The organism is Rhizobiaceae bacterium (assembly GCA_023953835.1).
Taxonomy (GTDB): domain Bacteria; phylum Pseudomonadota; class Alphaproteobacteria; order Rhizobiales; family Rhizobiaceae; genus Mesorhizobium_G.
The window spans coordinates 788,761-814,828 of the sequence record JAMLJB010000001.1 but is presented as its reverse complement, the minus strand read 5'-3'; the positions used below and the strand labels follow the sequence as shown (position 1 = coordinate 814,828).

28 protein-coding genes are annotated in these 26,068 nt (G+C 59.2%); 19 read left to right on the top strand and 9 right to left on the bottom strand.

What is annotated here, in order from left to right; genetic code table 11:
* The first annotated feature begins 152 nt into the window (after positions 1 to 152).
* Positions 153 to 911 (top strand): SDR family oxidoreductase, encoded by a 759-nt coding sequence (locus tag M9924_03820; protein ID MCO5063525.1) that lies wholly within the window; start codon positions 153 to 155, stop codon positions 909 to 911.
* Positions 912 to 980: 69 nt separating this feature from the next.
* On the opposite strand, the gene M9924_03815 is transcribed toward M9924_03820, so the two are convergent.
* The gene (locus M9924_03815; protein MCO5063524.1) at positions 981 to 2,345 is read right to left on the bottom strand and encodes an MmgE/PrpD family protein; all 1,365 of its coding nucleotides are present in this window, start codon (positions 2,343 to 2,345) and stop codon (positions 981 to 983) included.
* Positions 2,346 to 2,709: 364 nt separating this feature from the next.
* Here M9924_03815 and M9924_03810 point away from each other — a divergent pair, with 364 nt between their 5' ends.
* Positions 2,710 to 3,654, top strand: coding sequence for an NAD(P)-dependent oxidoreductase (locus tag M9924_03810; protein ID MCO5063523.1), 945 nt, complete (start codon positions 2,710 to 2,712; stop codon positions 3,652 to 3,654).
* A gap of 107 nt (positions 3,655 to 3,761) precedes the next feature.
* Here the strand turns inward: M9924_03810 and M9924_03805 are convergent, their stop codons facing one another.
* The 4 genes from M9924_03805 to istA all read right to left on the bottom strand — a co-directional run bounded on the left by M9924_03805 (position 3,762) and on the right by istA (position 7,618).
* Positions 3,762 to 4,727: a LysR family transcriptional regulator gene (locus tag M9924_03805; protein MCO5063522.1), complete on the bottom strand. Its 966-nt coding sequence runs from the start codon at positions 4,725 to 4,727 to the stop codon at positions 3,762 to 3,764.
* A gap of 58 nt (positions 4,728 to 4,785) precedes the next feature.
* Positions 4,786 to 5,223 carry an ethanolamine ammonia-lyase reactivating factor EutA gene (locus M9924_03800; GenBank protein ID MCO5063521.1) on the bottom strand — a complete coding sequence of 146 codons (438 nt, stop codon included), beginning with the start codon at positions 5,221 to 5,223 and terminating at the stop codon, positions 4,786 to 4,788.
* Positions 5,224 to 5,304: 81 nt separating this feature from the next.
* Positions 5,305 to 6,099 carry an IS21-like element helper ATPase IstB gene (istB, locus tag M9924_03795; protein ID MCO5063520.1) on the bottom strand — a complete coding sequence of 265 codons (795 nt, stop codon included), beginning with the start codon at positions 6,097 to 6,099 and terminating at the stop codon, positions 5,305 to 5,307.
* Positions 6,089 to 7,618 carry an IS21 family transposase gene (gene istA, locus M9924_03790; GenBank protein ID MCO5063519.1) on the bottom strand — a complete coding sequence of 510 codons (1,530 nt, stop codon included), beginning with the start codon at positions 7,616 to 7,618 and terminating at the stop codon, positions 6,089 to 6,091. The genes istB and istA overlap by 11 nt, the downstream gene beginning before the upstream one ends.
* A gap of 51 nt (positions 7,619 to 7,669) precedes the next feature.
* Between istA and M9924_03785 the strand changes: the two genes are divergently transcribed.
* From M9924_03785 to M9924_03775, 3 genes are all read left to right on the top strand, one after another.
* Complete coding sequence (locus M9924_03785; protein MCO5063518.1) at positions 7,670 to 8,389, top strand: alpha/beta hydrolase; 720 nt, start codon at positions 7,670 to 7,672, stop codon at positions 8,387 to 8,389.
* A 149-nt stretch (positions 8,390 to 8,538) separates the two neighbouring features.
* On the top strand, positions 8,539 to 9,138 hold the full coding sequence (locus tag M9924_03780; GenBank protein MCO5063517.1) for a HupE/UreJ family protein: 600 nt from the start codon (positions 8,539 to 8,541) through the stop codon (positions 9,136 to 9,138).
* 74 nt (positions 9,139 to 9,212) lie between these two features.
* A complete protein-coding gene (locus M9924_03775; GenBank protein ID MCO5063516.1) occupies positions 9,213 to 10,166 on the top strand; it encodes a hypothetical protein in 954 nt (317 codons plus the stop codon).
* A gap of 129 nt (positions 10,167 to 10,295) precedes the next feature.
* Here the strand turns inward: M9924_03775 and M9924_03770 are convergent, their stop codons facing one another.
* The gene (locus M9924_03770; protein ID MCO5063515.1) at positions 10,296 to 11,057 is read right to left on the bottom strand and encodes a helix-turn-helix domain-containing protein; all 762 of its coding nucleotides are present in this window, start codon (positions 11,055 to 11,057) and stop codon (positions 10,296 to 10,298) included.
* 128 nt (positions 11,058 to 11,185) lie between these two features.
* On the opposite strand from M9924_03770, the gene M9924_03765 reads away from it, so the two are divergent.
* The 3 genes from M9924_03765 to pcaF are packed head-to-tail and all read left to right on the top strand — an operon-like array spanning position 11,186 to position 13,796.
* Positions 11,186 to 11,917 (top strand): 3-oxoacid CoA-transferase subunit A, encoded by a 732-nt coding sequence (locus M9924_03765; protein ID MCO5063514.1) that lies wholly within the window; start codon positions 11,186 to 11,188, stop codon positions 11,915 to 11,917.
* 2 nt (positions 11,918 to 11,919) lie between these two features.
* Entirely contained in the window at positions 11,920 to 12,597 is a 678-nt protein-coding gene (locus M9924_03760; GenBank protein MCO5063513.1) for a 3-oxoacid CoA-transferase subunit B, read from the top strand.
* On the top strand, positions 12,594 to 13,796 hold the full coding sequence (pcaF, locus tag M9924_03755; GenBank protein MCO5063512.1) for a 3-oxoadipyl-CoA thiolase: 1,203 nt from the start codon (positions 12,594 to 12,596) through the stop codon (positions 13,794 to 13,796). The genes M9924_03760 and pcaF overlap by 4 nt, the downstream gene beginning before the upstream one ends.
* Positions 13,797 to 13,805: 9 nt before the next feature.
* On the opposite strand, the gene M9924_03750 is transcribed toward pcaF, so the two are convergent.
* Positions 13,806 to 14,720, bottom strand: a complete 915-nt coding sequence (locus M9924_03750; protein ID MCO5063511.1) for a LysR substrate-binding domain-containing protein — start codon at positions 14,718 to 14,720, stop codon at positions 13,806 to 13,808.
* An 87-nt stretch (positions 14,721 to 14,807) separates the two neighbouring features.
* Here M9924_03750 and pcaD point away from each other — a divergent pair, with 87 nt between their 5' ends.
* From pcaD to M9924_03725, 5 genes are read left to right on the top strand one after another with little or no spacing between them, the layout of a single operon-like run.
* Complete coding sequence (pcaD, locus tag M9924_03745; GenBank protein MCO5063510.1) at positions 14,808 to 15,590, top strand: 3-oxoadipate enol-lactonase; 783 nt, start codon at positions 14,808 to 14,810, stop codon at positions 15,588 to 15,590.
* On the top strand, positions 15,590 to 15,976 hold the full coding sequence (gene pcaC / locus M9924_03740; protein MCO5063509.1) for a 4-carboxymuconolactone decarboxylase: 387 nt from the start codon (positions 15,590 to 15,592) through the stop codon (positions 15,974 to 15,976). Before pcaD ends, pcaC begins: the two co-directional genes overlap by 1 nt.
* Complete coding sequence (pcaH, locus tag M9924_03735; GenBank protein ID MCO5063508.1) at positions 15,973 to 16,701, top strand: protocatechuate 3,4-dioxygenase subunit beta; 729 nt, start codon at positions 15,973 to 15,975, stop codon at positions 16,699 to 16,701. The genes pcaC and pcaH overlap by 4 nt, the downstream gene beginning before the upstream one ends.
* A gap of 1 nt (position 16,702) precedes the next feature.
* Positions 16,703 to 17,302 (top strand): protocatechuate 3,4-dioxygenase subunit alpha, encoded by a 600-nt coding sequence (gene pcaG, locus M9924_03730; protein ID MCO5063507.1) that lies wholly within the window; start codon positions 16,703 to 16,705, stop codon positions 17,300 to 17,302.
* Positions 17,303 to 17,322: 20 nt separating this feature from the next.
* A complete protein-coding gene (locus M9924_03725; protein ID MCO5063506.1) occupies positions 17,323 to 18,381 on the top strand; it encodes a 3-carboxy-cis,cis-muconate cycloisomerase in 1,059 nt (352 codons plus the stop codon).
* A gap of 67 nt (positions 18,382 to 18,448) precedes the next feature.
* Here the strand turns inward: M9924_03725 and M9924_03720 are convergent, their stop codons facing one another.
* Positions 18,449 to 19,789, bottom strand: coding sequence for an FAD-dependent oxidoreductase (locus M9924_03720; protein ID MCO5063505.1), 1,341 nt, complete (start codon positions 19,787 to 19,789; stop codon positions 18,449 to 18,451).
* Positions 19,790 to 19,993: 204 nt separating this feature from the next.
* Here M9924_03720 and M9924_03715 point away from each other — a divergent pair, with 204 nt between their 5' ends.
* The 3 genes from M9924_03715 to M9924_03705 are packed head-to-tail and all read left to right on the top strand — an operon-like array spanning position 19,994 to position 22,051.
* The gene (locus M9924_03715) at positions 19,994 to 20,566 is read left to right on the top strand and encodes a sigma-70 family RNA polymerase sigma factor (GenBank protein MCO5063504.1); all 573 of its coding nucleotides are present in this window, start codon (positions 19,994 to 19,996) and stop codon (positions 20,564 to 20,566) included.
* Positions 20,563 to 21,216 carry a ChrR family anti-sigma-E factor gene (locus M9924_03710; protein MCO5063503.1) on the top strand — a complete coding sequence of 218 codons (654 nt, stop codon included), beginning with the start codon at positions 20,563 to 20,565 and terminating at the stop codon, positions 21,214 to 21,216. The genes M9924_03715 and M9924_03710 overlap by 4 nt, the downstream gene beginning before the upstream one ends.
* 1 nt (position 21,217) lies before the next feature.
* The gene (locus tag M9924_03705; GenBank protein MCO5063502.1) at positions 21,218 to 22,051 is read left to right on the top strand and encodes a DUF1295 domain-containing protein; all 834 of its coding nucleotides are present in this window, start codon (positions 21,218 to 21,220) and stop codon (positions 22,049 to 22,051) included.
* A 3-nt stretch (positions 22,052 to 22,054) separates the two neighbouring features.
* On the opposite strand, the gene M9924_03700 is transcribed toward M9924_03705, so the two are convergent.
* Complete coding sequence (locus M9924_03700) at positions 22,055 to 22,456, bottom strand: DUF2177 family protein (protein ID MCO5063501.1); 402 nt, start codon at positions 22,454 to 22,456, stop codon at positions 22,055 to 22,057.
* A 194-nt stretch (positions 22,457 to 22,650) separates the two neighbouring features.
* On the opposite strand from M9924_03700, the gene M9924_03695 reads away from it, so the two are divergent.
* The 3 genes from M9924_03695 to bcsN all read left to right on the top strand — a co-directional run bounded on the left by M9924_03695 (position 22,651) and on the right by bcsN (position 26,035).
* Positions 22,651 to 24,084 (top strand): DNA photolyase family protein, encoded by a 1,434-nt coding sequence (locus tag M9924_03695; protein MCO5063500.1) that lies wholly within the window; start codon positions 22,651 to 22,653, stop codon positions 24,082 to 24,084.
* Positions 24,081 to 24,893: a DUF1365 domain-containing protein gene (locus M9924_03690; protein MCO5063499.1), complete on the top strand. Its 813-nt coding sequence runs from the start codon at positions 24,081 to 24,083 to the stop codon at positions 24,891 to 24,893. Before M9924_03695 ends, M9924_03690 begins: the two co-directional genes overlap by 4 nt.
* A 209-nt stretch (positions 24,894 to 25,102) precedes the next feature.
* Positions 25,103 to 26,035, top strand: a complete 933-nt coding sequence (gene bcsN / locus M9924_03685) for a cellulose biosynthesis protein BcsN (GenBank protein ID MCO5063498.1) — start codon at positions 25,103 to 25,105, stop codon at positions 26,033 to 26,035.
* Positions 26,036 to 26,068 lie beyond the last annotated feature (33 nt).

The following is a 26,068-nucleotide window of genomic DNA, read 5'->3' as shown; positions in this document are numbered from 1 at the left end:
TTAAATTGGACCATCGTTCTTATATACGGAACAACACGTTTCAGCTACAAACCGGACGCTCGCAAAGCGGCTATGTGCCGGAGGTGGTTCAAGGGAGAGAATGAACCTTCGTTCGATGAACGACCAAGCAACACAAGGGCAAGCAAATGCAATTGGAAGGCAAGACGGCTTTTATTTCCGGTGCCGGGCGGAACAATGGCAAGGCAATCGCGCTCAAATTTGCGAAAGAGGGCGCCGACCTGATCCTCGTCTCGCGGTCGCTGAGCGAAGAACTCAATGACGTGGCGGCACAATGCGAGAAACTTGGCGTGAAGGCTTTGCCGCTACTGGGCGATATGACCAACGCGGCAGACGTGGACAAGACCGTCAAGGCAGGGCTTGAACGTTTTGGCAAGATCGATGTGCTCGTCAACGTTATCGGCATGCGGCCTCACAAGCCCATATTCGATTTCACCTATGAGGAGTGGCTGGAAGTATTTGCCGTAAACTGCCATTCGCTCTTCCATCTTGCGCGCGCTATCGCGCCGGGGATGATCGAGCGAAAGACAGGCGGCAGCATCATCGCCCTGGGCGGCATGGCAGCGATGCGTCCCCAACCGCTCGGAGCGCTTGTCGTGTCGTCCAAGCATGCGCAATATGGGTTGATCAAATCGCTTGCGCTTGACCTCGGACCCTATGGAATTCGGGCAAACCTGTTGAACCCTGGCTATACCGCAAACGTGCGCCGGAACCCCGAATGGTACAAGCACCTCGGTGGAGAGCCGAGCACAGATGCGGAACTCGCTGTTACGCCTCTTCGGCGCGTTGCGACCAACGACGAAATCGCCAACGTCGCCTTGTTTCTTGCGTCGGACCAATCGTCTTACGTCACTGGCGATCGCATCTTGTGCGTCGGTGGGCGATACATCTGAGATAGTCGCAGCCCAATGCTGACCGAAACGAGGCTTGCCGCTCATCGACCAGATGAGCGGCAAGGTTCTTTAGCCGGCAACGGCACTGAGTGAGAAGCTGGGCTGATCTTCCAGGGTTTCGAGTCTTTCGAGCATCCTTTCCGACTCTGATCTGCCGAGGCTTTCGCACAGCAACATGAATCTGTTTCGAAGCTCTTGTCGCGTGAGCGGATTGCTCGGCTGTCCCTTGAAAGACGAGTTTTCCCGCTCGTAGCAACGTCCATCTTTAAGGCGCACTTTCAGATGAGTGCTGTATCCCGAACGTCCTTCCTGTGAACGCGCATTGATTTCCACAAGTGTGCGGCAGGCAGAGCGAATATCGGGGTCGTGAAGTGCGTCGACGGAGAATGATCTCGGGTCATCCGGATCTCGGTACAGCGCAAGCGAGATGCAGAAGGGCAGGCTGTACTGCGCCTGCATGATGTCATTCGGTTCCAGGATGTTGTGGTGGCTAACCAGCTTTTCCGCACCTGTCACGGTTACTTTCTCGACATCCGATCCGGTAAAGCCGTGGGCATTCATCAATTCACGCGTTCCCTCTACCGAGCTGTGAGCAAACATTGCACAAGGAAAGCGCTTCATTGACAGGCGAAGAGTTGCCCAATCCTCGCCCAGTCCTGCGGTAAGCAATTTTGGATCAGCGCCCCTGCAATAGGCTTCCAGAAATCCAAACTTGCCCTCTAGAACCGTTTCCGGTCCCGTAAATCCGTCGCCTGCAAGCTCAGCTGCGAGGTAGCCGGATTCAGCTGAGCGTCCAATGTGAAGGCGTTTGACCATCCCTCCCTGGTTTGACTTGGTAAAAGCAAGAATGCCTGACGCTAGTGAACCTGCAATGCCCAAGCCCCCGGCAATTTGTTCGCTGTTGTGTCCAAATACGCGGCCAACAGTAGCGGCCGCACCAAACGGCCCGTTCAACCCGGGGACGTGAAAGCCGAAGCTTTCCGGCGCCGTTTCACAATAGTGCGACGCTGCGCCGACGCGGAGGAGAACCTCCAAACCCGCGACCAAAGCGGCAATCGCGTTTTTTCCATCGGCGCCAGTTTCCTCGCAAGCCGCCAGCAATGCGGGAACCAGCGAACCTCCGGGATGAACGCCGACATTGGGCTCGCACGATCCATCCTGCTCAAAGGCATGAGCAAGGACGCCGTTTGCAAGAGCCGCGAAAGGTGCCTGCACCAAATTGCCGGGCGATCCTATGATCGAGCATTTGCCTCCGGCACTGTGCCGGCGCGCATAGTCTGCGATCTTGATGCTCCATGGAAACTGGGCTCCAAACGTGCTGACCCCGATCGTGTCAATGATGCAAGCCTTGGCATTTTCGACAACCTCTGGCGGTATATCCGAGTAATTCAAGTTTGCGGCAAACCGACCAAGTGTCTGTGCGGATGTTGGCATTGTTCCTCCGTGCCAATTGCATCGGACAATCGATTGACCTCCCGGTCAATCGATTGTCCGAAGGTGAGAGTTGCAGGCGACGCTTGTGCCGGCTTCGCTGTTATATTGACAGGCGCAGGGCGCTCCTGTAAAGCCAAATATGGACCGATGTTCCTTTATGCGGAACGCAAAATTTCAGGATGTGAAGTGAGTGAACACAGGTCGATGGGCCGCTTGTACTGAACCTTGGTCCTGCAACAAATACCGCCGACGCATGCATGCGGACAAACGTTCGCATACTTCGTCGGCTCGCTTCGAAGCGCTTTTGCGGCGATACCACCGGCGGTGAAGGGTCTGGAACGACCGTGCTTGAGAGGAGGAAAATGTGAGTGAACAGGTGAAGGTGGGATTGATCGGACTTGGCATGATGGGCAAGCCGATGGCGCTGAGAATACTAGGTGGAGGCTATCCGCTGACAGTGTTCGATGTGCGTCCGGAACCCATAAAGGAGCTCGTCGATGCCGGCGCAACAAGTGCTGGAAGTCCGAAAGAGGTTGCGGAACGATGCGACGTCATCCTGACCTCGCTGCCTACTATCAAGGCTTGCGAAGCAGTCTATTTCGGGGACACAGGGCTGCTTAAAGGCGCCCGCAAAGGACAGGTTCTTGTCGAAACCAGCACCGTTCCGCCACACATCGTGCGCCGTGTCGCTGATGAGGCCGAGAAGCTTGGCGTTGGAGCGATCGATGCGGCACTCCTGTCCCGAACCAAATTTCATCCCGGACTATCGCAGCTCAAATCCTTCGAGGTTGTCGCAAAAGGGCAGCTCACCGTCATGATCGGAGGAAAGCCGGAAGACATCGAAAAGGCGCGGCCTGTGCTGTCCACATTCGCCGATCCTCTTTTCGAAATGGGGCCGATCGGATCGGGCGTCTTGATCAAAGTCTTGAATGCAGCGCTGACCCACGCCTATTTCGCAATTGCTTGCGAGGTGATGGCTGTCGCTAGGAAATCCGGCATCGATCTGAGAAAGCTGGAGGAGATATTCAGAAATACCAGCGCCTACAGTGGCGCACTCAACAATAACATGCCGCACTACCTGGAAACGGGAAAGGGAAAAATGATGAGTATCGAGTCCGCCATCAAGGACTCTGAGGCAATCCTGGAAGTCGCGCGTGAACTGAATATTCCTTTGCTGATGCAGAGCGTCAATCATGCATATTACGAGATGGCGCTGCAGAAGGGCGGGTCAAGAGAAAGTGCGTGGGACGGAGAATTGATGAAGCTCTGGGAAGGCTTTATCGGCCAGGATATGCGCTTCGACCAATAAGTCTCATTGATGGAGACGGTATCGAGCGAAAGCCATCCATCGATCAAGCCGATGTCAGCAGTCTAGCAAACGCGCATGTGCGACTAGCGAGCAAGCGCGTTTGTGCTCTACGCGGCTTCGACGGTCATCGTCTTGAGTACTTTCTCAATGATCTCCAGAAACGCTCGGACCTTCTTCGGTACATACCTGCTCTTGGGATAGAAGGCCTTTATATATCGGTCGGAGACAACTTGACCCTCGAATAGAGAGGTCAGTTGTCCGTTGTCTATTTCCTTTGCCACGCTGTACCGCGGCAGGCGAACGATTCCGGCTCCTTCGAGCGCAGCCGAGAGGATCGCACTTTCGAGGTTGGACTGAAAGTTGCCGGCGACGTGAATGTCTGTTGCGCTCTTCGCATCGTTGAACCGCCATGTGGCCGGGTCGCGCTTTTGTGTCATGTGCAGAAGGCAATTATGCTTCTGTGATGCCAAAGCCTCCGGAGTATCGGGTGTACCATGGCTGGCGAGATAGCCAGGCGAAGCGCACACAACATAGGGGACCTGGCCCAGATTTCGCTCGAACAAACCGCTTGGAAAGAGCACGTCATCTTCAAAATAGCGGCTGCCGACAACCACATCGACGCCGGTTTCCATCAGGCTGATCGAGCTTGCGGAGACTGTGAGTTCGACATTGACGGACGGATATTGTCTCGAGAATGCGATGATGGCAGGCGCAACAAGTCCGTTTCCTACACCAGGGGTGCTGTGAATGCGCAAGGTGCCGATGAATTCCGAACTAAGCCCGCTGGCATCGGCCTTGGCTGCATCCAGCTCAGCCAGGATGCGTACGCAGTGCTCGAAAAACACTTTGCCGGGTTCGGTCAGAAAGACCTTGTGGGTCGAACGATGCAAAAGCGTAAGCGCGAGCGTGTCCTCGAGCTGTGAAATGTGCTTGCTGATGTAAGAAGGCGTCTTTGCAAGAAGCTTCGCCGCCGCCGTGAAGCTGCCATGCTGCACGACGCGCGTGAAAATTACGAGGTCATTGAGATCAATTCCGTCGATTCCCGAACGGGTGGCTGCGGAAGCATGGGGCATTTTTTGCCTTCGGCGACATTAAGGCCGCACAGGCCCTTGCCCTATGCGGCGCGTCGAATCAAGAAAAAAGCAAAGATTTGATGACCACCGGAACAACTCCGGGTGGCTCAATTGGTTCGCCAACATCAACAAAATCAAGCTCCCTCAAATGCAGTCCATCAATCGAAATCAGAGCGGTGTCGAAGCCAAATTCCCGATGCAGGATCCGACCAAGTGTCAGCGCAATATCGCCGTCGATCGCAAGCACAAGAGCCTCCTGACGCGTACCGTGTGGCGCGGCGATGGTTTTGATGGCGCGGGCGAGCGTGGCCAGGTCTCGATAGTCCGGAGGTTCGGTCCACGCAAAAGCCAGCGCGATGAGCTCGTTCGGGCTCCGATTCTGGCGCAGCATGGCTTGTTCGAGAGCGGTGGTCAGATCATCCAGGCTGATCATTCCTGATATGTCGACGTGAACAACTGGCACATTGCGCAATGGCAGAATCGCCGGGTCGCTCAAGTAGATCGTCTGTTGATTTCCGCTGAGAACTGACCCGGGATTTTCGCCGAGAAGTGACCCGTCTCATGTATGGTTTGGGTCTCAGGATTTGGTCAAGGTGGGCGCTTTCTCCTTCTTTGCGGCGGGTGTCTTTGCCGAGCTGTTCTTGAAGCGGAAGCTGTCGTTTCCGGTCTCCAGGATGTGACAATGATGGGTGAGGCGATCGAGGAGCGCCGTCGTCATCTTGGCATCGCCGAAGACGGTGGCCCATTCACTGAAGCTCAAGTTGGTGGTGATGACGACGCTGGTGCGCTCGTAGAGCGTGCTCAGCAGATGGAACAGCAGCGCTCCACCTGACGCACTGAAGGGCAGGTATCCGAGTTCGTCCAGGATGACGAGATCGGAATGGGCGAGCCGGTTGGCGATCTGGCCGGCCTTTCCCTGGGCCTTCTCCTGCTCAAGGGCGTTGACGAGTTCGACGGTGGAGAAGAAGCGGACACGCTTGCGATGATGCTCGACCGCCTGCACGCCGAGAGCTGTGGCGATGTGGGTCTTTCCGGTGCCTGGACCTCCGACAAGCACGACGTTGTTGGCCTCGTCCATGAACTCACAGCGATGGAGCTGGCGCACGAGGGCCTCGTTGATCTCGCTGCTGGCGAAGTCAAAGCCGGCCAGGTCGCGATAGACAGGGAAGCGGGCTGCCTTGAGCTGATAGGCGGTGGATCTGACCTCCCGTTCTGCCATCTCCGCCTTCAGCAGTTGCGACAGGATCGGGATGGCGGCCTCGAAGGCTGGAGAGGCCTGCTCGGTGAGCTCGGCGACGGCTTGCGCCATGCCATGCATCTTCAGGCTCCTGAGCATAATGACGATGGCGCCGCTGGCGGGATCATGACGCATGGCGCACCTCCCGAGCTTGGCGCAGCGCATCGTAGCGCTCGACATTGGCCTGCGGCTCCTTGGCCAGGCTCAGCGCCTGCGGCGCATCCACGACCGGCGTCGCGATCGGCTTGCCATCGACCAGCCTGTGCAGGAGATTGAGGATGTGGACCTTGGTCGGAACCCCGGCCTCGAGTGCCATCTCCACTGCCGCCAGCACGGCCTGCTCATCATGCTGCAGGACAAGGGCCAGGATCTCGACCATCTCCCGATCGCCGCCGGACTTCCTGAGCAGATGCTGCTGCAGCCGTTTGAAGGCTTCGGGAAGCTCTGTGAAGGGTGCGCCGTTGCGCAGAGCACCTGGCTTGCGCTGGATGACCGCCAGATAGTGACGCCAGTCGTAGACGGTTCGACCGGGACCGTCATGCGACCGTTCGATGATGCGGCGGTGCTCGCAGAGGAGCTGCCCTTCGGCGGCAACCACAATCCGTTCCGGGTAAACCCTTAGGCTCACAGGCCGGTTGGCAAAGGAAGCCGGCACGCTGTAGCGGTTGCGCTCCAGATGGACCAGGCAGGTAGGCGAGACCCGCTTGGTGTATTCGACGAAGCCGTCGAAGGGGCGAGGCATTGGCATCAGGAACTGGGCCTCTTCGGACCGGGCGTCCTCGATCGTTCCGGGTCTGAGGCCATGGGGAATCTGTTGCCACAGCTCCCGGCACCGCTGCTCCAGCCAGTCGTTCAGCGCCTCCAGAGATGGAAAGCGCGGCATCGGCTGCCACAACCGGTGGCGGGCATCCTGGACGTTCTTCTCGACCTGTCCCTTCTCCCAGCCCGAGGCTGGATTGCAGAACTCGGCCTCGAACAGATAGTGGCTGGCCATCGCCGAGAAGCGGGCATTGACCTGGCGATCCTTGCCCCGGCCGATCCTGTCGACCGCAGTGCGCATGTTATCGTAGATCCCGCGCCGCGGCACGCCACCCAGAACCGGGAAGGCGTGGTTGTGTGCATCGAACAGCATCTCGTGCGTCTGAAGGGGATAAGCTCGCACGACAAAGGCACGGCTGTAGCTGAGCTTGAAGTGCGCCACCTGTAGCTTCGTGCGCTCGCCGCCGATGACGGCCCAGTCTTCCGACCAGTCAAACTGGAACGCCTCACCAGGCTCGAACGCCAACGGCACGAAGGTGCCGCGACCGCTCGTTAGCATCTGCCGCTGACGCTCTTCTTTCCAGTCACGCGCAAAGGCGGCGACACGGCCGTAAGAGCCCTCATAGCCGAAGCTCATCAGGTCGGCGTGCAACTGCTTGACCGTGCGCTTCTGCTTGCGCGGCCTGTTTGCTTCCGTCCTCAGCCAGGCAGATAGCCGCTCGGCATAGGCATCGAGCTTGCTCGGCCGCTCCGGCACCCGAAAGCGGGGCTCGACCTCGTCGGATCGCAGGTATTTGCGGATCGTGTTCCGCGACAGTCCCGTGCGCCGCGCAATCTCCCGGATCGAAAGTCCATCCCGCAGATGCCAGCGCCGGATAACGCTCAGTAACGCCATGTCTATCACTCCAAAGTCCCCTGCGATCGTCAAGCAGGGGTGAGTTCAAACATGGGTCACTTCTCGATGGAAAAATCCCGCAATCCCGGGTCAGTTCTCGGCGGAAATCAACAGACCGGTCTTTCCGGCGGTCGGATCGAAATCATGTCATGGCGGCACTACGCGGCGCAGGGGAAGGCGCTTCTTGAGCATCTGAACATTTCGCAAGCCCTTCTGATGGGAGGCTGCATGGGATGCAGCGCTGTGACGGCATTTGCGGCGGCCTTTCCTCAGTCAACCATTGGAATGGTGCTCTTCTGGCCCGTGGGCGGCGCCAGATACCGTCTTGCAAGCCAACAGAGATTTGCCGAACATCTTGCCTATGTCCGCCAGAATGGACTTCCGGCTGTACTCGACCTTGCGCAAGCCGGTGGTGAAACTTTCGGTATCGACGCGCGAGTAGGACCATGGGCTTCCGTGCTGAGGCGCGATGCCCAATTTGCAAATCTATATGTTCAACAGGATCCCGCCCGATACCAAGTCATTGTCGCGGGGTCGGCACGCATGTTTGACCGCGACACGGCACCTGGGCCCGACGCTGAAGAACTGCTCAATATCGACGTGCCCGCGCTCATTGTTCCCGGAGCGGACAATTCGCATTCAGCGGCTGCGGCGCGCTATCTTTCGGAGTGCCTTTCCGGCGCGGAATATTGGGACGTGCCGGTTTCCCAGCAGCGCTCCGTGGACACCGCACTACATGTGAGCAGGCACCTTCAGACGATGAAAAGATGAAGCGCGCTGGCAAGTCTGCCGAGCGCCACGAGAAACGGCATTTTTCCAAATGGGTCGATACACAGAATTGCCGCTCGGATCATACTGCAAGCAATCTTGAATCGATGCGCGCGGGAAACTGCGTTTCAGATGCGAAGTGGAGCATGGGCATGAAGCAGACAACCAAAGCAATTCTGATTGGCCTTGGAGCGGCTGGCATCCCAGCAAAAGCTTTTGCCCATGTTGGGGTCGGCGACGTGCACGGATTTGTCCATGGATTTTGGCACCCGCTTTCGGGCGCGGACCATCTGCTTGCGATGATCGCCGTAGGAATGTTTGCCGCTTCCCTGGGAGGTCGTGCGCTATGGTTGGTTCCTGCTGCCTTTGTCGCGATGATGGCGATAGGCGGGATGGTCGGCATCGCCGGAATTCCGCTGCCTTTCGTTGAGATCGGTATTGGAGCTTCGGTGGTTGTCCTTGGTCTTGCTGTTGCACTGAACTGGTCGCTATCAATACTCGCTGCGATGACCTTGGTCGGCTTCTTCGCCGTTTTCCATGGTCATGCCCATGGTACGGAAATGCCAGTCGCCGCATCGGGACTTACTTATGGCCTTGGTTTCATTCTGGCGACCGCAACCTTACACGCGCTCGGCATTGCTATTGGACTTGGAATTGGAAGCGTCGGAGCCCGCTTGTCCCGTTTCAACTCGCAAGCGGGTGGTGGGGCGATGGCGCTAGCCGGTTTGGGCATGCTTGCAGGCTTTTTCTAAGGTCCGGCTGTCCGATACGCGATCACCTAAACTATCCAGGCCTAAAAAGGTGCGACCAAATTCAAAGGATTCCGATGAAGATACTTAAATTTGGCAAGGGTATCGATCCGACAAACGCTGTTGCTCGAATACTTGGCTCAGGCTTCGAAATTGTAGAGTTTGATTCCAAGGTACCGCCGATCGAGCAGGTCCGCGAGGCTGAGGTGCTGCTGCTGCGGGATACACCTGTTCCGGCTGATATTATCGATGCTGCACCTCGGCTGAAACTGCTTCATCGCTTTGGCTCGCAACTTATGGGCGTCGATATCGGACATGCGACCGGAAAGGGTATTTTCGTTGCCCGTATTCCCACCTCGCAGACCGGTTCGTCAGAGATGGTGGCTGAGCATGCGCTTTTCCTGATGATGGCGCTGGCGAAGCAATACAAGAAGTCTTTGGCAAGTATTGCGAACCGTCGCACCGGCGTTCCGAAGACCAATTCGATGGGTGGCAAGACGCTTGGCATCATTGGTGTCGGCAAGTCGGGAGAAGCGCTGGTCCCGATGGCGCGTGGTCTGGGAATGCGGGTTATTGGCACGACCTTAGAGCCCGACGCGGCACGGCAAGAGCGGCTTGGCATGTCGTTCCTCGGAGATGCATCCTCGACAAATAAGGTCCTCGCCGAATCGGACTTCGTTACGGTTCACCTGTCTTCTGACGCATCCACGAACGGGTTCTTTGACGCCGACCGCTTTGCGGCGATGAAAAAGGGCAGTTACCTTATCAACATTGCACGCGGCGCCATCGTAGAAAGGGAAGCTTTGGTGGAGTCGCTGAAAAGCGGCCATCTGGCCGGCTTTGCCTCCGATGTGCTCTGGGACGAGCCCGTCGATCCGGACGACCCACTGCTGGCAATGGACAACGTTATCGCAACGCCGCATATCGCCGCTGCAACCCACGAGGCCCAGGACCGGCTCGCAGCGCTGGTTGCTGAGAACATTCGGCTGGTTGCTGACGGGCAAACACCAAAGTACGCGGTTACGGGCTAGGTTGAGAATTTGTTGAAGCCCGAATAGTGGCGCAAAAAGAGGCTGCCGAAATCTGCTAGCGGCAGCCGCCTGTGACGTGCCACTGAACCTTCATCCAGCGGTGATTAGAGCCTCGCGGGTAGGCCGGGCCTATCGGAGGAACATCCTCACGTCCCTTGCAACCCTGGTGAGCGCCGGCAAGGTCCGCTCAACAAGATCGTCCATGTCATTGGCCGTTGCAGCAACACCGACATTGAGAGCTGCGATGGTGTGGCCATGTATATTGTGCAGCGGTACCGCAACTGAGCGGAGTCCAATCTGGACCTCCTGGTCAATCTTCGCGTAGCCTTGCGCGCGGACGCGCTCCAACTCGATCATGATTGTGTCCGGATCAGTCAAAGTCGCCGGAGTGCGCGCTGGCAGTGGAGAGGCGCCCAGCCGGGCGCGGGCCTCGCCATCAGGCAGCGCGGCCAGCATCACCCGTCCCATAGATGTGCAATAAGCCGGCAGGCGTGAACCGGGCATCAGTCCGATCGACATCACCTTTCTCTGCGCAGCGCGCGCAACATAGACGATTTCCGCGCCATCAAGGATCGAGACCGAGGTGCTTTCGTTGATCTGTTCCGAGAGGCTGTCGAGCAGGGGCTGAATCAGACGCGGCAGCGGCATCGCCGCCAGGCAGCCGATACCAAGACGCAGCACGCGGGGCGTCAACGTGAAATACTTCCCGTCATAGTCGGAATAGCCTTCATGCGCGAGCGTCAAAAGGCAGCGTCGGGTCGTCGCCCGGTCCAGCCCGCAGGCTGCGGCTGCTTCCGAGATGGACTGACGCGGACGCTCTGCAGTGAATGTTTCGATCACCGCCAGCCCCTTGACCAAACCGCTCATGATGTCGCGTTCCGCAATGGTCATCGGTTTGGCTGGCTCCATATCTGTGCGGTATGTAAACAAATATCGTTTATCGCGCAAACTGGGTAGACGATTTTTACGTCATCTCATAGTTCATTCCCCATCGACCCCGAGTGACGGGAAGGCTCATGGTGGACAAGACAATTCCGGACCTTGCGACTGCTGTTGCCGATATCAGGGATGGCATGGTCGTCATGATCGGCGGCTTTGGCGGGTCGGGCGCGCCGATCGAACTGATACACGCGCTGATCGACCTGCACCTCAAGACCGGCCAGCCGAGGAACCTCACGGTCATCAACAACAATGCCGGAAACGGCCATGTCGGCCTCGCCGCCCTGATCGAGCAGGGCATGGTCGCCAAACTGGTTTGCTCGTTCCCGCGATCCGCCGATCCGAAGGTGTTCACCGACCTCTATCTTGCGGGCGGGATCGAGCTGGAGCTTGTGCCGCAAGGCACGCTGGCCGAGCGCATCCGCGCCGGGGGCGCGGGCATTCCGGCCTTCTATACGCCGACCTCCTTCGGCACGGATCTCGCGAAGGGCAAGCCGGTCGAAGTTTTCGAGGGCCGGTCGTACCTGCGCGAACGCTGGCTAAAGGCCGACGTGGCCCTCATCAAGGCGAATGTCGGCGATACGCTGGGCAACCTGACTTACAGGATGGCTGCGCGCAACTTCAATCCGCTGATGGCAATGGCGGCCGCGCGCACGATCGTGCAGGTCAGCCGCATCGTGCCGCCGGGTGGCATCGATCCTGAGAGCGTGGTCACACCCGGCATATTCGTGCAGGGGATTGTGGAGGTCGCCAATCCGGCCCAGGAAGAAGAACTGAACCGCGCTGACGCGCGCTATCCGGAAGCGGTGTAGTCATGTCCGGGAAGCTCACTTCGACACAGATCGCATGGCGCGCCGCGCAGGACATTACCGACGGCGCTTACGTCAATCTTGGCATCGGATTTCCGGAACTGGTCGCGAAATTCCAGCCGCCGGGGTGGCAGGCGATCTTCCATACAGAAAATGGCATTCTGGGCTTCGGCGAGGCTCCGCCGCCCGGCGAGGAAGATTGGGATCTGATCAACGCCGGCAAGAAAGCGGTGACGCTGAAGCCCGGCACCGCCTTCTTTCACCACGCCGACAGTTTCGCAATGGTACGCGGAGGCCATCTCGACGTGGCAATCCTCGGCGCCTTTGAAGTCGCGGAGAACGGTGACCTTGCCAACTGGTCGACCGGCCCGAAGGGTGTTCCCGCCGTCGGTGGCGCGATGGACCTCGTGAACGGTGCTAAGCGCGTTGCGGTCATCACTGACCATGTGACGAAGGACGGAAAGCCGAAGCTCGTCAAACGCTGCTCGCTGCCGCTGACCGGCGTCGGCTGCGTCACGCGGGTCTATACTTCGCATGCTGTCGTCGACATCGAAAACGGCCGGTTCGTGCTGCGTGAGAAATTGCCCGCAATGAGCATTGACGAGTTGCAGTCGCTGACAGGCGCTGAGCTTGTCGTTCCCGCTGATGTCGGCGATCTCGTCGTCCCCGAGTTGAACAAATGACTGACGCCTTCATCTGCGACTACATCCGTACGCCCATTGGCCGCTTCGGCGGCGCGTTGTCCTCCGCGCGCGCCGACGACCTTGGGGCCATCCCGCTCAAGGCACTGATGGCGCGCAATGCCAAGGTGGATTGGGAAGCGGTCGATGACGTGGTCATGGGCTGCGCCAACCAGGCAGGCGAGGACAATCGCAACGTCGCGCGCATGTCGAGCCTGCTGGCAGGGCTGCCGGTGGGCGTTTCGGGGACCACCATCAACCGGCTGTGCGGTTCCGGCATGGACGCTGTTCTCTACGCCGCGCGCGCCGTCAGGGCGGGCGAGGCGCAATTGATGATCGCGGGCGGGGTCGAGAGCATGTCACGTGCGCCCTTCGTCCTGCCCAAGGCGGACACGGCCTTTTCGCGCAATGCGGAAATCCACGACACAACCATCGGCTGGCGGTTCGTCAATCCGCTCATGAAGGCGCAGTACGGCGTGGATTCGATGCCGGAAACCGCCGAGAACGTCGCACAGGACTTCAACGTCAGCCGTGAAGCGCAGGACCGTTTTGCGGTACGCTCGCAAGCCAAGGCCGCCGCCGCGCAAAAGAACGGGCGACTGGCGAAAGAAATCACGCCGGTGATCATCCCGCAGCGCAAGGGCGATCCGGTCGTGGTCGAGCGTGACGAGCATCCACGCGAAACGACGCTGGAGATTTTGGCCAAGTTGCCCACCCCTTTTCGAAAAGGTGGCAGCGTGACTGCGGGCAACGCCAGTGGTGTGAACGATGGAGCGGCGGGGCTGATCATAGCCACGGAGGCTGCGGCGAAAAGCTTCGGACTGACGCCGATTGCGCGTGTCCTCGGCGGGGCCGCAGCCGGCGTCGAGCCGCGCGTCATGGGCATCGGACCCGTGCCGGCCTCGCGCAGGCTGATGCAGCGTCTCAGTCTCAAGCAAAGCGATTTCGACGTTATCGAGCTTAACGAAGCCTTTGCCTCCCAAGGCGTGGCCGTGCTCCGCGAACTCGGCATTGCCGAGGACGCGGAGCAGGTGAACCGCAATGGCGGGGCCATCGCGCTCGGTCATCCGCTGGGCATGTCGGGTGCGCGCATCGCCGGCACGGCGGCGCTGGAACTGTCGTTGAGCGGCGGCAGGCTCGCGCTCGCCACAATGTGCATCGGCGTCGGACAGGGCATCGCGATCGCTCTGGAGCGCGTTTAGGGGCTGCTTTCAGAGACCGATAGCGAGGGCTGCCTGTTCCAGATCCGCGATCAAAGCGGCAGTCTCGGATGATGGTTCGTCATTTTCCCGTAAGGTTACGCCGACGGGCCCACCAAGTAATTCGTTTCGGATCGGGAGTATGGCGAGAATGCCGCTTTCGATCTCGGGCCGGACAACGCCTTCCGAAATGAACCACACCGTGTCGGAATTCAGCACAACCTCCCGTCCGAAGGCGAGTGATACGTTTTCATAGGCGTGCGGCGGGTCCACGATGCCGACGGAATGAAGCCAGGCTCGCACCGAGGTCGATATGAGGGCGCCTCGCGGCGGCAGCATCAGCGGATACAGCGTCAGGTCAGTATAGTTCCATTCCCGTTGCAGCAGTTCGTGCCCGGCCCGAACGACCGGCACGATGCGCTCCCAATAAAGCGATCGGAAACTGAACCCCTCGCTGTTGCCCACAGGCGGTCGTCGCCCAACAACGAGATCAAGCTGACTCTCGCGCAGAAGCGAGAGCAGGAGCCAGTTGGGGCCAGTCATCACATCCAGCACCGTTTGAGAGTGCGTCTCGCGGTAGGCAAGTGCTGCGCGCGGCAGCAACCCTGTCGCTGCTGTCGGGAGCACTCCGATACGGACCTTGGATCGCTGCAGCAGCGGATGGAGCGCGAGCTGCTGGGCTCGGTCGAGATCGGCAAGCGCTGCTCCGGCCCGACCCTGATAGGCTTTTCCTGCAGCCGTCAGTTTCAACCGGCGACCGCTGCGATCGAAGAGTTGCACGCCGAGAATGGTTTCGAGTTCCTGTATTGTCTTGGAGACGGCAGGCTGACTGACATGCAGCGCCTCGGACGCGGCCGTGAGGCTGCCAAGGCGGGCTGTTTCGAGGAAGCAGCGCAGGTGCCGGAACCGGAGAAGCGGACTGAGCAAAACATAACCTCCGAGTTATGTAATTTTTTGGAGATTATAATTTTCCCGGAAGATCTGTCATGCCATAAAATTCATCGGAGGATGGAAATGCAAACACTCAAATCGGGCGACATAACCCTTCACATTCGTGACGAAGGACCGCGTGACGCAAGGGTGGTCCTCTTTGCCAACTCGCTGGGAACGGATCTGCGCGTGTGGGAATCGTTGCTGCCGCTTTTGCCCAGCGGACTTCGCATGGTGCGCTATGACAAGCGCGGCCACGGGCTGAGCGATGCGACGGCAGCACCTTATGACATGTCCACGCTCGTTTCGGATGCGGAGGCAATATGCACCGGCCTCGGATTGAGGGAGGTGACCTTTGTCGGCGTATCAATCGGCGGAATGATCGGGCAGGGCCTGGCGGCCAAGCAGCCCGACCTTGTGAAGGCGCTTGTGCTGATGGACACCGCAGCGAAGATCGGCACGCCCGAAATGTGGGGGCTGCGCATCGAGGCTATCCACGATCGCGGTATCTCTGCGATTGCCGACGCTATTCTCGAGCGTTGGTTCACCCCTCGCTTTCGGGAGTCGAACCTGGAACTGGACCTTTGGCGCAACATGCTTACGCGAACGACGGTCGATGGCTATGCGGGCTGCTGCGCAGCCATTGCAGGTGCGGATTTGACGGAGGGAACGAGAAGCCTGCGCATGCCTCTGATGGCAATGGCAGGCGACCAGGACGGTTCTACCCCGCCGGACCTTGTGCGCGCCACCGCCGAATTGTGTGGCGCCGCATTCCACGTGGTCACGGATGCAGGGCATCTTCCGTGCGTTGAGCAGCCCGGGTCCACGGCGCAACTCATTGCCGATTTCCTGGAAAGGACTGCCTGATGACGGATGATCTCTACAAGAGAGGCATGGAGACGCGGCGCGCTGTCCTGGGCGACACGCATGTGGATCGTGCGGAAGCGGCAAAGACCGATTTTGACAGGCCCTTCCAGGACCTCATTGTCAGGTCGGCATGGGGTACGGTCTGGGCAGATGACTCGATCACGAGGCGCGAGCGCTCCATGCTCACTCTGGCGCTGCTCGCCGCGACCGGAAATTTCGAGGAAATCCCGATGCATGTGCGCGCGACCGTTCGCACCGGCGCGAGCAAGCGCGACGTCATGGAGGCGTTCCGGCACGTCGCAGTCTATGCCGGCGTGGCCGCTGCAAATCATGCCATCAAGCTAGCCAAGCAGACATATGCCGAATTGGAGGCGGCACAGAAATGATTGACCTGGGCCCGCTCATACCTCGCAATCGCGAGATACATCCGCCAGCCTGCTACCCTGACTACAAGACCAGCGTCCCCCGTTCGCCGAACCTGCCGCTGTTATCGCTGGAATCCGGTCCATCGGAGGAGACCGGGCCGGTCTTCGGTCATCACAAGATCGGCGCGCTCGACAACAATCTCATATTGAACTGGACCAAAGGTGACGCCCCGGCGATTGGTGAGCGCATCCTGATGCACGGTCGGGTTCTGGATGAAAACAATCGTGCCGTGCCGAACACGCTGATCGAGATCTGGCAGGCAAACGCGGGTGGCCGCTATCGCCACAAGAAGGATACTTACCTCGCCCCGCTTGATCCGAATTTCGGTGGCTGCGGTCGAACTCTGACGGACGAAAACGGCTACTATCAGTTCCTGACGATCCGTCCGGGTGCGTATCCCTGGCCCAATCGCGGCAATGACTGGAGGCCAATGCATATCCATGTCTCGATCTACGGCCACAGCTTCGGTCAACGGCTCATCACGCAGATGTATTTCGAGGGCGATCCGCTCATCGCGCGATGCCCGATCGCCGCTTCGATCCGCGACCGCTCGCAACTCGACCGGCTGGTTGCGCCGCTCGACATCGGGGCTTCGAGGCCGCTCGATTTCCTTGCCTACAAATTTGACATCGTGCTGCGCGGTCGCCGCCAGACCATGTTCGAGAACAGACTGGAGGGAATGTGAGATGGTTCAGCCTCTGGAGCATCTGGACGAAACCCCGTCGCAGACCGCGGGCCCATACGTGCATATCGGCCTGATGCCGACATATGCGGGCAACGCGAACTACTATCAGGAGGAGATCGGCGTCAGTCCGATTTCCGGCGGAGTGCAAGGCGAGGTCATCGAGATCGTCGGTTCGGTGTTCGACGGCACGGGCTGGGCACTTCGCGACGCAATGATCGAAAGCTGGCAATGCGACGCATCGGGCAGGTTTCCCGGACAGAGCGGCGCCGATCCCGCTATGTCCGGTCTCTGCCGCTTCGCTGCCGACGCGGTGACGGGAGAATTCACGCTTCGCACCGTCAAGCCGGGCCGCGTCAGGGCGCGGAACGGGACACTGCAGGCGCCGCACATATCGCTCTGGATCGTGGCGCGAGGCATCAATATCGGGCTCCAGACGCGGATCTATTTCGATGACGAGGACAATGCCGGAGACGTGGTGCTTTCCCGCATCGAACAGCAGCAGCGGGTTGATACGCTCATTGCAAAGAAGATCGCCGAAGGTAAGTATCGCTTCGACATCCACCTCCAGGGGCAGGGGGAAACGGTGTTCCTCGACATCTGACCGGGGCTGGAAAAGATGAAATGACCGACGTCTTCGACCATGTCTGGCTGGGCGGCCTGTTCGGCGATGCCGAAATGGCAGCGCTTTGGTCGCCCGAAGCTCAGCTTGCCTCCATGCGTGCGTTCGAGGTTGCATGGAGCAACGCGCTCGGACGTTTCGGCCTCGTCGATCCCGCCGTGGCAAGGTCGGCATCGCAAGCGATTGCCGCCATGAAATTCGATCTCGACGACATGCGTTCTGGCACAGCAAGCGATGGCGTGGTAGTGCCGCAATTCGTCGCCCAGATGCAATCGGCGGCAGGTGCGGCAAAGGCCGGCGTGCATTCCGGCGCGACGTCGCAGGATGTGATCGACACGGCGTCGGCCATCGCCATGCGTAACAGTCTTGATCTCATCGACGGCAGGCTTGCGGCGCTGGCCGAAGCGCTCGGCGCGCTCGACGCCCGGTTTGGGGCTGAACCTCTGATGGGCAGGACGCGGATGCAGGCTGCGACGCAGATCACCGTTCATGACCGAATTGAGCCGTGGCTGCTTCCCCTCGCAGATCATCGCGTGCGACTGGCGCAGTTGAGGCCCCGGGTGGCCCGCGTCCAGGTGGGCGGCGCGTCGGGTGATCGGCGTGCGCTGGGCGACAAGGCCGAGCCGTTCGTCGCCGACGTGGCGCAGGCGCTCGCACTCGGCAATCCGTCGCGTGCTTGGCACAGTATGCGCGACGGCGTGGCGGAATTTGCCTCGTTCCTGTCGCTGGTGACGGGAACGCTCGGCAAGATGGGGCAGGATATCGCACTCATGGCGCAGCAGGGGATTTCCGAGATCGCCCTTTCGGGCGGCGGCGGCTCTTCTGCGATGCCCCACAAGCAAAATCCTGTGCTGGCAGAGCTTCTGGTGACGCTCGCGAGATACAATGCCGTACAGGTTTCAGCGCTGCATCATGCAATGATACATGAACAGGAACGCTCCGGCGCAGCGTGGACCCTGGAGTGGATGGTTCTGCCGCAGATGGCGCAGGCGACAGGCAGGGCGTTGAATGTAGGACAGGCAGTAGCAGGCCTGATCACCCGCATGGGCAGTCTCGCGTGAGTTGAAGCATGTCCTCACCATATGAGCTACTCTTTGCTGGCCGTTCGCTCCCTCATGGGTCCATGACCTAGAACGGAGTGGGCATCGCGCCATTCACATGGATGCGGTTTGATTGCCCCTCGATTGTCCATGGCCTGTTTACGCCCCCGGCCGCCTCCGCTGCGGCAAGGCCGGCTTGTATGGCATCCTCATGGAATCCCGAGCCGAAATACGATCCGCAAAACCATGTGTTCCTGGCACCTTGCAGCGACCAAAGGCGCTTCTGCGCAAGCAGCGTCCCCGTATCGAACAAGGGGTGTGCATAGATGCCGCGCCATAGCACGCTTTCGGGACGCGGCCCGCTGATTGGGCTGAGCGTAACAAATGTCGGGCGGTCGGTTCGCAGATCCTGCAAGCGGTTCATCCAGTATGTCACGCAGGGCTTTCGAAGCGTGGCATTATTCGCAGGGGACTGGGCGATGTAGTTCCAACTCGACCACACGCGTCGCCGGTTAGGCATGAGCGCTGTGTCGGTGTGCAGGACTGTTTCATTCAACCCATATTTGAACGCTCCCAGCAATTCGGCCTCGTCATCAGACGGGTCCGCCAGCATCTCCAGCGCCTGGTTTGCATGCGTGCCGATGACGACCTCATCGAACCACTCCGGGCCGTGGCCGTGCACTGAAACTTCGACGGCGCCGTTGATTCTTCTGATCCGGGTTACGGCGGCATTCGTGCGAATGCGATGCCTGAAGCCAGCCACCAACCTCTCAACATACGTGCTGCTGCCGCCTTCGACGGTGCGCCAGACAGGCCGCCTGAATATTTTTAGCAGGCCGTGGTTTTCGCAAAAGCGGATGAACGAAACAGCCGGATAATTGCCAATCTCGAAGGCCGGAGTCGACCATATCGCAGCCGCCATCGGGTAAAGATGATCTTCGCGAAACGCAGCGCCGAAACCTGCTGCGGTGAGATATTCGTCGAGGCTCGCGGCAGGGTCGATATCGGCCACTTTCAGGGGCGCTTCCCGATAGAACCGAACCACGTCCCTCAGCATAGACCAGAAGCGCGGGCTGGCGATATTCCTTCCCTGGGCAAAAATGCCGGCAAGGTTCGTCCCGGAATATTCGAGCGCTCCGTCGTTCATCGAAACGGCGAAGGACATGTTGGACGGCTTCGTCTTCACCTCCAGATGCGCGAACAGGGCGGAGAGATTGGGATAGGTCCTGTCATTATAGACGATGAAGCCCGTATCCACCTGCGCCTCGCCGACATCGATCGTGTGGCAATGCCCGCCGATGCGGGAATCCGCTTCAAATACAGTGACTTCATGACGCTGCGACAGCAGCCAGGCCGCCGAAAGACCGGCAATTCCGGTTCCAACTACGGCAATTTTCAAGGGTCGTTCGGTGGGAGAAAAGTGTCGCATCGCTATGCCGTGTTTGCAGTCCGACAGAATTTGGCTGGCTTTTGGTGGTCTATAGTTCGTTCTACGCACCAGTTGCGCAGACGGATCACCGACGCGGATGTGATCCGGCTTCAAGCGCGTGGCGTAAAATAGTGTATGTATGAGGTTCCGAAACAGGTTGCTGTACGATCTTCATGGCCCATCCCAATCGGCACGCAGTTGGTCGTGACTAATACCGAAGGCGACGCATCGTTCCCTCCAACGATGGAGACGCATGAAAAGCTGCTGCTGGCAGTTGCCTCGCGTCAGGATCGGGATGCGTTTGCTGCGCTCTTTGGTCATTTCGGCCCTCGCCTGAAGACCTATTTCACGCAGGGCGGCACGAGCCTCGAAATGGCTGAAGAACTTGTGCAGGAAACGATGCTGCGCGTATGGCGCAAGGCCGGCTACTACGATCCACGCCGGGCCGCAGTATCGACATGGGTGTTCACAATCGCGCGCAACCTGCGCATCGACTTCAAGCGCCGCCAGCGCGATCCCGCTCTTCTGCCACCCGAACCGGACAATCTGCCGCCGTCGATCGAAGATGAACTGTTGGCTTCGGAGCGCGACGAAAACGTGCGCCGCGCGCTGGCGAAACTTTCGCCCGAGCAGCAGCAGATCATCCGTCTGTCGTATTACATCGACAAATCCCAGACGGAGATTGCCAATGAACTCGGCATACCCCTTGGAACCGTGAAATCGAGGATCCGGCTGGCGATGAACCGTCTCCGCGCAGTGCTGGGTGAAAACAGATGAGCATCGCGCATCACCCAACCGATGAGACGCTGATGCGCTATAGCGCGGGCACGCTGGGCACGGGTCCCGCAATCGTGGTGGGCGCTCATGTGCTCGCCTGTCCGCGCTGCCGAAGCCGCGTCGGAATATTCGAAGCGATTGGTGGAGCGGTGTTGAACGAAACCGAGCCGAGCGTTCTCGCCCCGGATTCCCTTGCCAGAACACTCGCGCGGATCGAAGCGAAGGACGAAAGCGGGACAGAAGCCGATCGTTCAACCCGTCCAATCACAATAGACGGCGTGCGCCTTCCCGACACATTGAGGGGGTGTGAGATAAGGCGCTGGCGGTGGATCGGTCCCGGCATTCGCATGAGCCGTGTCGGCGTGCCGCACGATCCCGACGCCAATATGATCCTTCTCAAGGTCGCGCCGGGTCGGGCGTTGCCCGATCACGGTCACGCAGGCACGGAGTTCACTTATATTGTGTCTGGTTCCTACAGCGATGCTTTGGGGCAATTCGCAGCGGGTGATATTGCCGAAATGGACGAGGACATCGAGCACCAGCCCATTGTCGACACCGGAAGCGACTGCATTTGTCTGGCAGCCCTTGAAGGCAAGATGAGGTTCAACAGCCTGCTCGGCCGCCTGCTGCAGCCGATATTCGGCATATGACATGAGTGCGGTAGCTCTGTTTGCCGCACTCGCGGTCGCGATGTTCCTCGCAATGAGTGGTATCTGGCTGGCGGTCGCGCGCGGCGCGAAATTCGGTTGGATCGATGTGGTCTGGTCTTTCCTCGTGGGATTGGCAGGGTTAGCCGCCTCTCTTGTCCCTACAGCAGGATGGGAGGCGAATCCGTGGCGGCAGGCATTCGTCGCGATGGTCGCATTGACGTGGTCTCTCCGGCTTGGATCGCACATCGCCGTGCGCACTCTGCATGGAAAGGACGATCCTCGCTACCTTGCCCTGAAAGCACAGTGGGGTGCGGACTGGCGCTGGCGTATTTTCCTTTTCCTGCAAATTCAGGCGGTCGTCGCGCTGCTTCTCTCAATCACGATATTCCTGGCCGCCAGAAATCCCGCTCATGGTGCACAATGGAGCGACTTCGTCGGACTTGGCCTGCTCTTCATTGGTGGGACAGGCGAGGGGATCGCCGACGCGCAACTTGCACGGTTTGCGAGGCGCGCAAGCGCCCCGGATACAGTTTGTGACGTCGGGCTTTGGAGCCTGTCGCGCCACCCAAACTACTTTTTCCAGTGGCTGGGCTGGCTCGGCTACGCGATCGTCGCGATTGGTCCGTCCGGCACATGGCCGTGGGGATGGTGCGCGCTCGCAGGACCGTTGATGATGTATTGGCTGCTGACGCGGGTCTCCGGGATACCTCCTCTGGAAGAGCATATGATGCAGACGCGGGGAGCCGCTTATTCGGAATATCGCCGCCGCGTGAACGCGTTCTGGCCCGGCCCGCAAGGGAATGTCTTGAACCGTGAAGTTTCCGGCGACGCCTGAAAATTAGCCGAAACGGCTGGCCGCGAGAAATCCCGCTGAAGCGCCGACGGCAGTGACGAACGTTCCCCATGTAATATCTGCAAGCGTGACTGCGAGCGGCCAGTCGCGCAGCGTGGCCTGGTTGGTCAAGTCATACGTGGCGTAGGCGACAAATCCAAGAACGATACCGTTCAGCGCCGCTCTGCCAAGTCCTCCATCTTGCAGCGCGGGCAGAATGGCGAAATAGACGATTCCTGCGATATAGATGAGATAGAAGGCGGCAGCCGGAGCCAATGCAAACCCCTCGGCAAGCTTGTTTCCCAGGAGCGGTCGATAGAGGCTGTCGGCCATGATGGTGAGCCAAATGGCGTCCAGAATCAGAAACGCCACACCTGCGGCAAAATAGGCAATCACTATCGTTTTCATGTTTTGCCCCCGTGATAACGCATTTTCTACGCGATCCCGGGCAATTCGGATCACCATCAGGTGAACCGAAAGGCGGTCGGCTGCGTAATAAGCGAAACAAGGAGAAAAACGCCGATGAAAACCTCGTTGTATGGCTCGACGGCTGAGCTTTGCAGGAAAGCTGGCTGGCAGGCAACGAACTGACCCGCGCTTCGATGGCAGAAAAGCCGATCATCGTTCTTTTTCGTCACGACCTGCGTGTACGTGACAATGGCGCACTTTCGGACGCGGCTTCCTCGGGCAGGCCCGTCATTCCTCTTTTCGTTCTCAGTGATGGGGAGGATGACGCGCGGCCGCCGGGAGCGGCATCGCGCTGGTGGCTGCATCACTCTTTGAAGGCTCTGGTGAAGTCGCTCGACGGGCTTGGCGGTCGCCTTGTTATGCGACGCGGCGCTTCGCTGGCTGTTGTTCCTGCGATCGCCGCCGAAGTCGGTGCTGAGGCCGTATTGTGGAACCGCAGATATGATCCGCATGCTATGAATGCTGATCGCAGACTGAACGAGGCGCTACGCACGCAAGGCTTGCGTACGAAAAGCTTTGACGGACATCTGTTGCACGAACCGTCCCGACTAATCACGCAATCAGGATCGTTCTACAAGGTATTCAAGCCGTTCTGGAATGCGTTGTCGGCATCTCCGGAGCCGAGAGATCCCATCGATCCGCCACGCAGCTTGTACGCATATGCCGGCAAGCTCTCTTCCGAGCAGCTCGAAGACATCGTGCCCCTGCCGACGCCGGATTGGGCGGGCGGATTGAGAGAGTCATGGACGCCAGGCGAACAAGGCGCGATAGCCGCGCTCGGGACGTTTGTTAGGGAAAATCTGGATGGATATGCGACGGGAAGGGATTTTCCCGCACATCTGACTTCGCGCCTGTCGCCACATCTCGCCCATGGCGAAATTACGCCTTTCACCATTCTTGCGGCGATTGCAAAGAAGAGCAAAACAGCCGGATCGGATGCGGTAAAATTCAAGCAGGAGGTTGGCTGGCGGGAGTTCTGCTACCATTTGCGGTTCCACCGCCCTGATCTCGGACGGAGGAATTTCCAACCCGCTTTTGACAATTTCCCGTGGCGCAAAGACAAACCTCGTTTGCGAGCATGGCAGCGCGGACTCACCGGCTATCCGATTGTCGATGCCGGCATGCGCGAGCTGTGGCAGACAGGAACCATGCACAACCGCGTGCGAATGATTACCGCCTCGTTTCTGACCAAGCACCTGCTCATCGATTGGAGGGAGGGTGAGTGCTGGTTCTGGGACACGCTCGTGGATGCCGACCCAGCAAGCAATCCAGCAAACTGGCAATGGGTTGCCGGATCGGGTGCGGATGCGGCGCCCTATTTCCGGATATTCAATCCCGTTTTGCAGGGCGAGAAATTCGACCCGAAAGGCGAATACGTTCGGACATATGTGCCCGAATTGTCAGAATTGCCGGACCACCTCGTTCATCAGCCATGGGAAGCGCCTGCGGCGTTGCTCGAAAAAGCGGGAATCGTTCTCGGCAAAAATTACCCCGCCCCGATCGTAGATCATGCTGCCGCGCGTGCCCAAGCGCTCGCCGCATACCAGCACGTCAAAAACGTCCCATGAGGCGGGAGCGCATCACGACCATTGCAGAAAACGGTCCGGCGCCGAGTGAGGCCGGAACGCTCTACCTCGGCAATGTCATGCACCAAAGGCTGAAGCCGTTTGGCCACCGCTTCAATTATTCTGTGTTTTCACTGCTGGTCGATCTCGACCGTTTGCCGGAGCTTGGCAAACTCTCCCCGCTTCTATCGGTGAATCGGCCGGGCGTGGTCGCATTCAATGAGCGCGATCATGTCGAGCGCAAAGGTGAGACACTTCGGCAGTATGCGGATCGGTTGCTTGCTCAGGCTGGAGTTCAAATGCCGGCGCACCGGATTTTCTTGCTCTCATATCCTCGTATTCTTGGATACGCCTTCAATCCCATCTCGGTTTACTTCGCCTATGACGGAAGCGATGAACTGATCGCGATGATCTATGCCGTTCGAAATACGTTCGGAGATCGTCACAGCTATGTCGCACCTGTTCGGGAAGGCGAGTATGCCTCGGCGGGGGTTCGGCAGTCCCGCGCAAAGCTGCTTCACGTTTCGCCATTCATGGATATGAGCGCGCGCTACAATTTTCGGATCATGCCGCCGGGAAAGGTCGTTCGGCTCCGCATTCATGAAGAGGCGGGCGGCGAACCGGTGCTCGCCGCTGCGTTCAACGGCAAGGCCCGGACTCTGAACACTGTGGCACTCGCGGCCTGCCTGGGCAGCTATCCCCTTATGACGCTTAAGGTCATATTCGGAATTCACTGGCAGGCGATGCGACTTTGGCTCAAGGGCGCGACCTTTCACAAGAGCCCACCTCCGCCACCGCTGGCGTCATTCTGAGCCAGGGTGGGTCAGGCTCCGCCGGAAAAACACCAGCGCCTAAAGCTCCACTCCTCAAGCAAGGAACGAGAGCAAAAATTGTGGAGACCGGCCAAAAGCTTAACTGCGAGTTTCATTAACATCATAACTCAGGGTAAACACGAGCTGCTTTGTGCAGCGACTTTGATTCGCTTTTGAAATTTCGTGCGGTCGAACGCAAATCGGTTGGAATGAACTTTTGCGGAACTCAGGACCGGCGGCGCGGCGACCGGCTTCCCACAAGGGCTTCTCGGACAGGCATCAGTTGGCTTGTCGGGCTTGTGGCGTTGTCACAACTTGGTGGCTGCGCGAGTACTGACAGCATAGGGCGCTCCCAAGTCCGCAACGCGGCGCCAGCCGAGCAGGCGTTCGTATTTCCGCCGATCGGCGGTCCTGCAATCGTGGGAGTGATCGAAGGAAAGCGCGGCGGGCGAACGTATCAGGAAATACTGCTCAACACGAATTCCTCAGTTCCGGGCCAAAATCGCTTTGAGGTCAGCATTGCCAGAAATGCAGCGCCGGTCGTCGATCCATATCCGCGAATCTTTGCGGAAGCACGATCTGCTTTGCCGGGCGTGAGAATGTCACGCTCTCCCTACTATGTGCAGAATCGTTATGGCCCATTCGGCTATTCAATCGGTCGCGGCACCTCGAAGGATCTGTGTCTGTTCGGGTGGCAGACAATCCGGACCAAGGCATCTCCGATGACCAAGCAGGGCGCAATCGATATCCGGCTGCGGTTGTGCGAAACCGGGGCCACGGAGCGGAAGCTGCTGTCCGTGATGTATGGATACACCGTCAATGCGTTCTTGAATTCGCAGCAGTGGAACCCGTATGGCGATCCGCTTCCGCCGGACCCTGAACTTGGCAGGCGAGGAAGAGACATCTATCCCTTCGCCGACCAGGCTCCAACGGAAACGCTCCCGGCGGCACCACGCGCACAAGCGCAACGGCAGCCCGGAACCGCCGTCATCGTGCCGGAGAAGCCGGTCCAGACGACGCCTGTTGCGGGACCGAGCCCGAGCGGACCCCAGGTTCCCCTTCCGCCGGGAAGTGTGGAGCAGGGGAGTTCCGAAGCTGCTCCGACCGCCCCGCTCGTCCCACCGCCTCCATCGGAGGAATGACTGTGGCCGAGACAGCACGCTCAGATTGCAAGA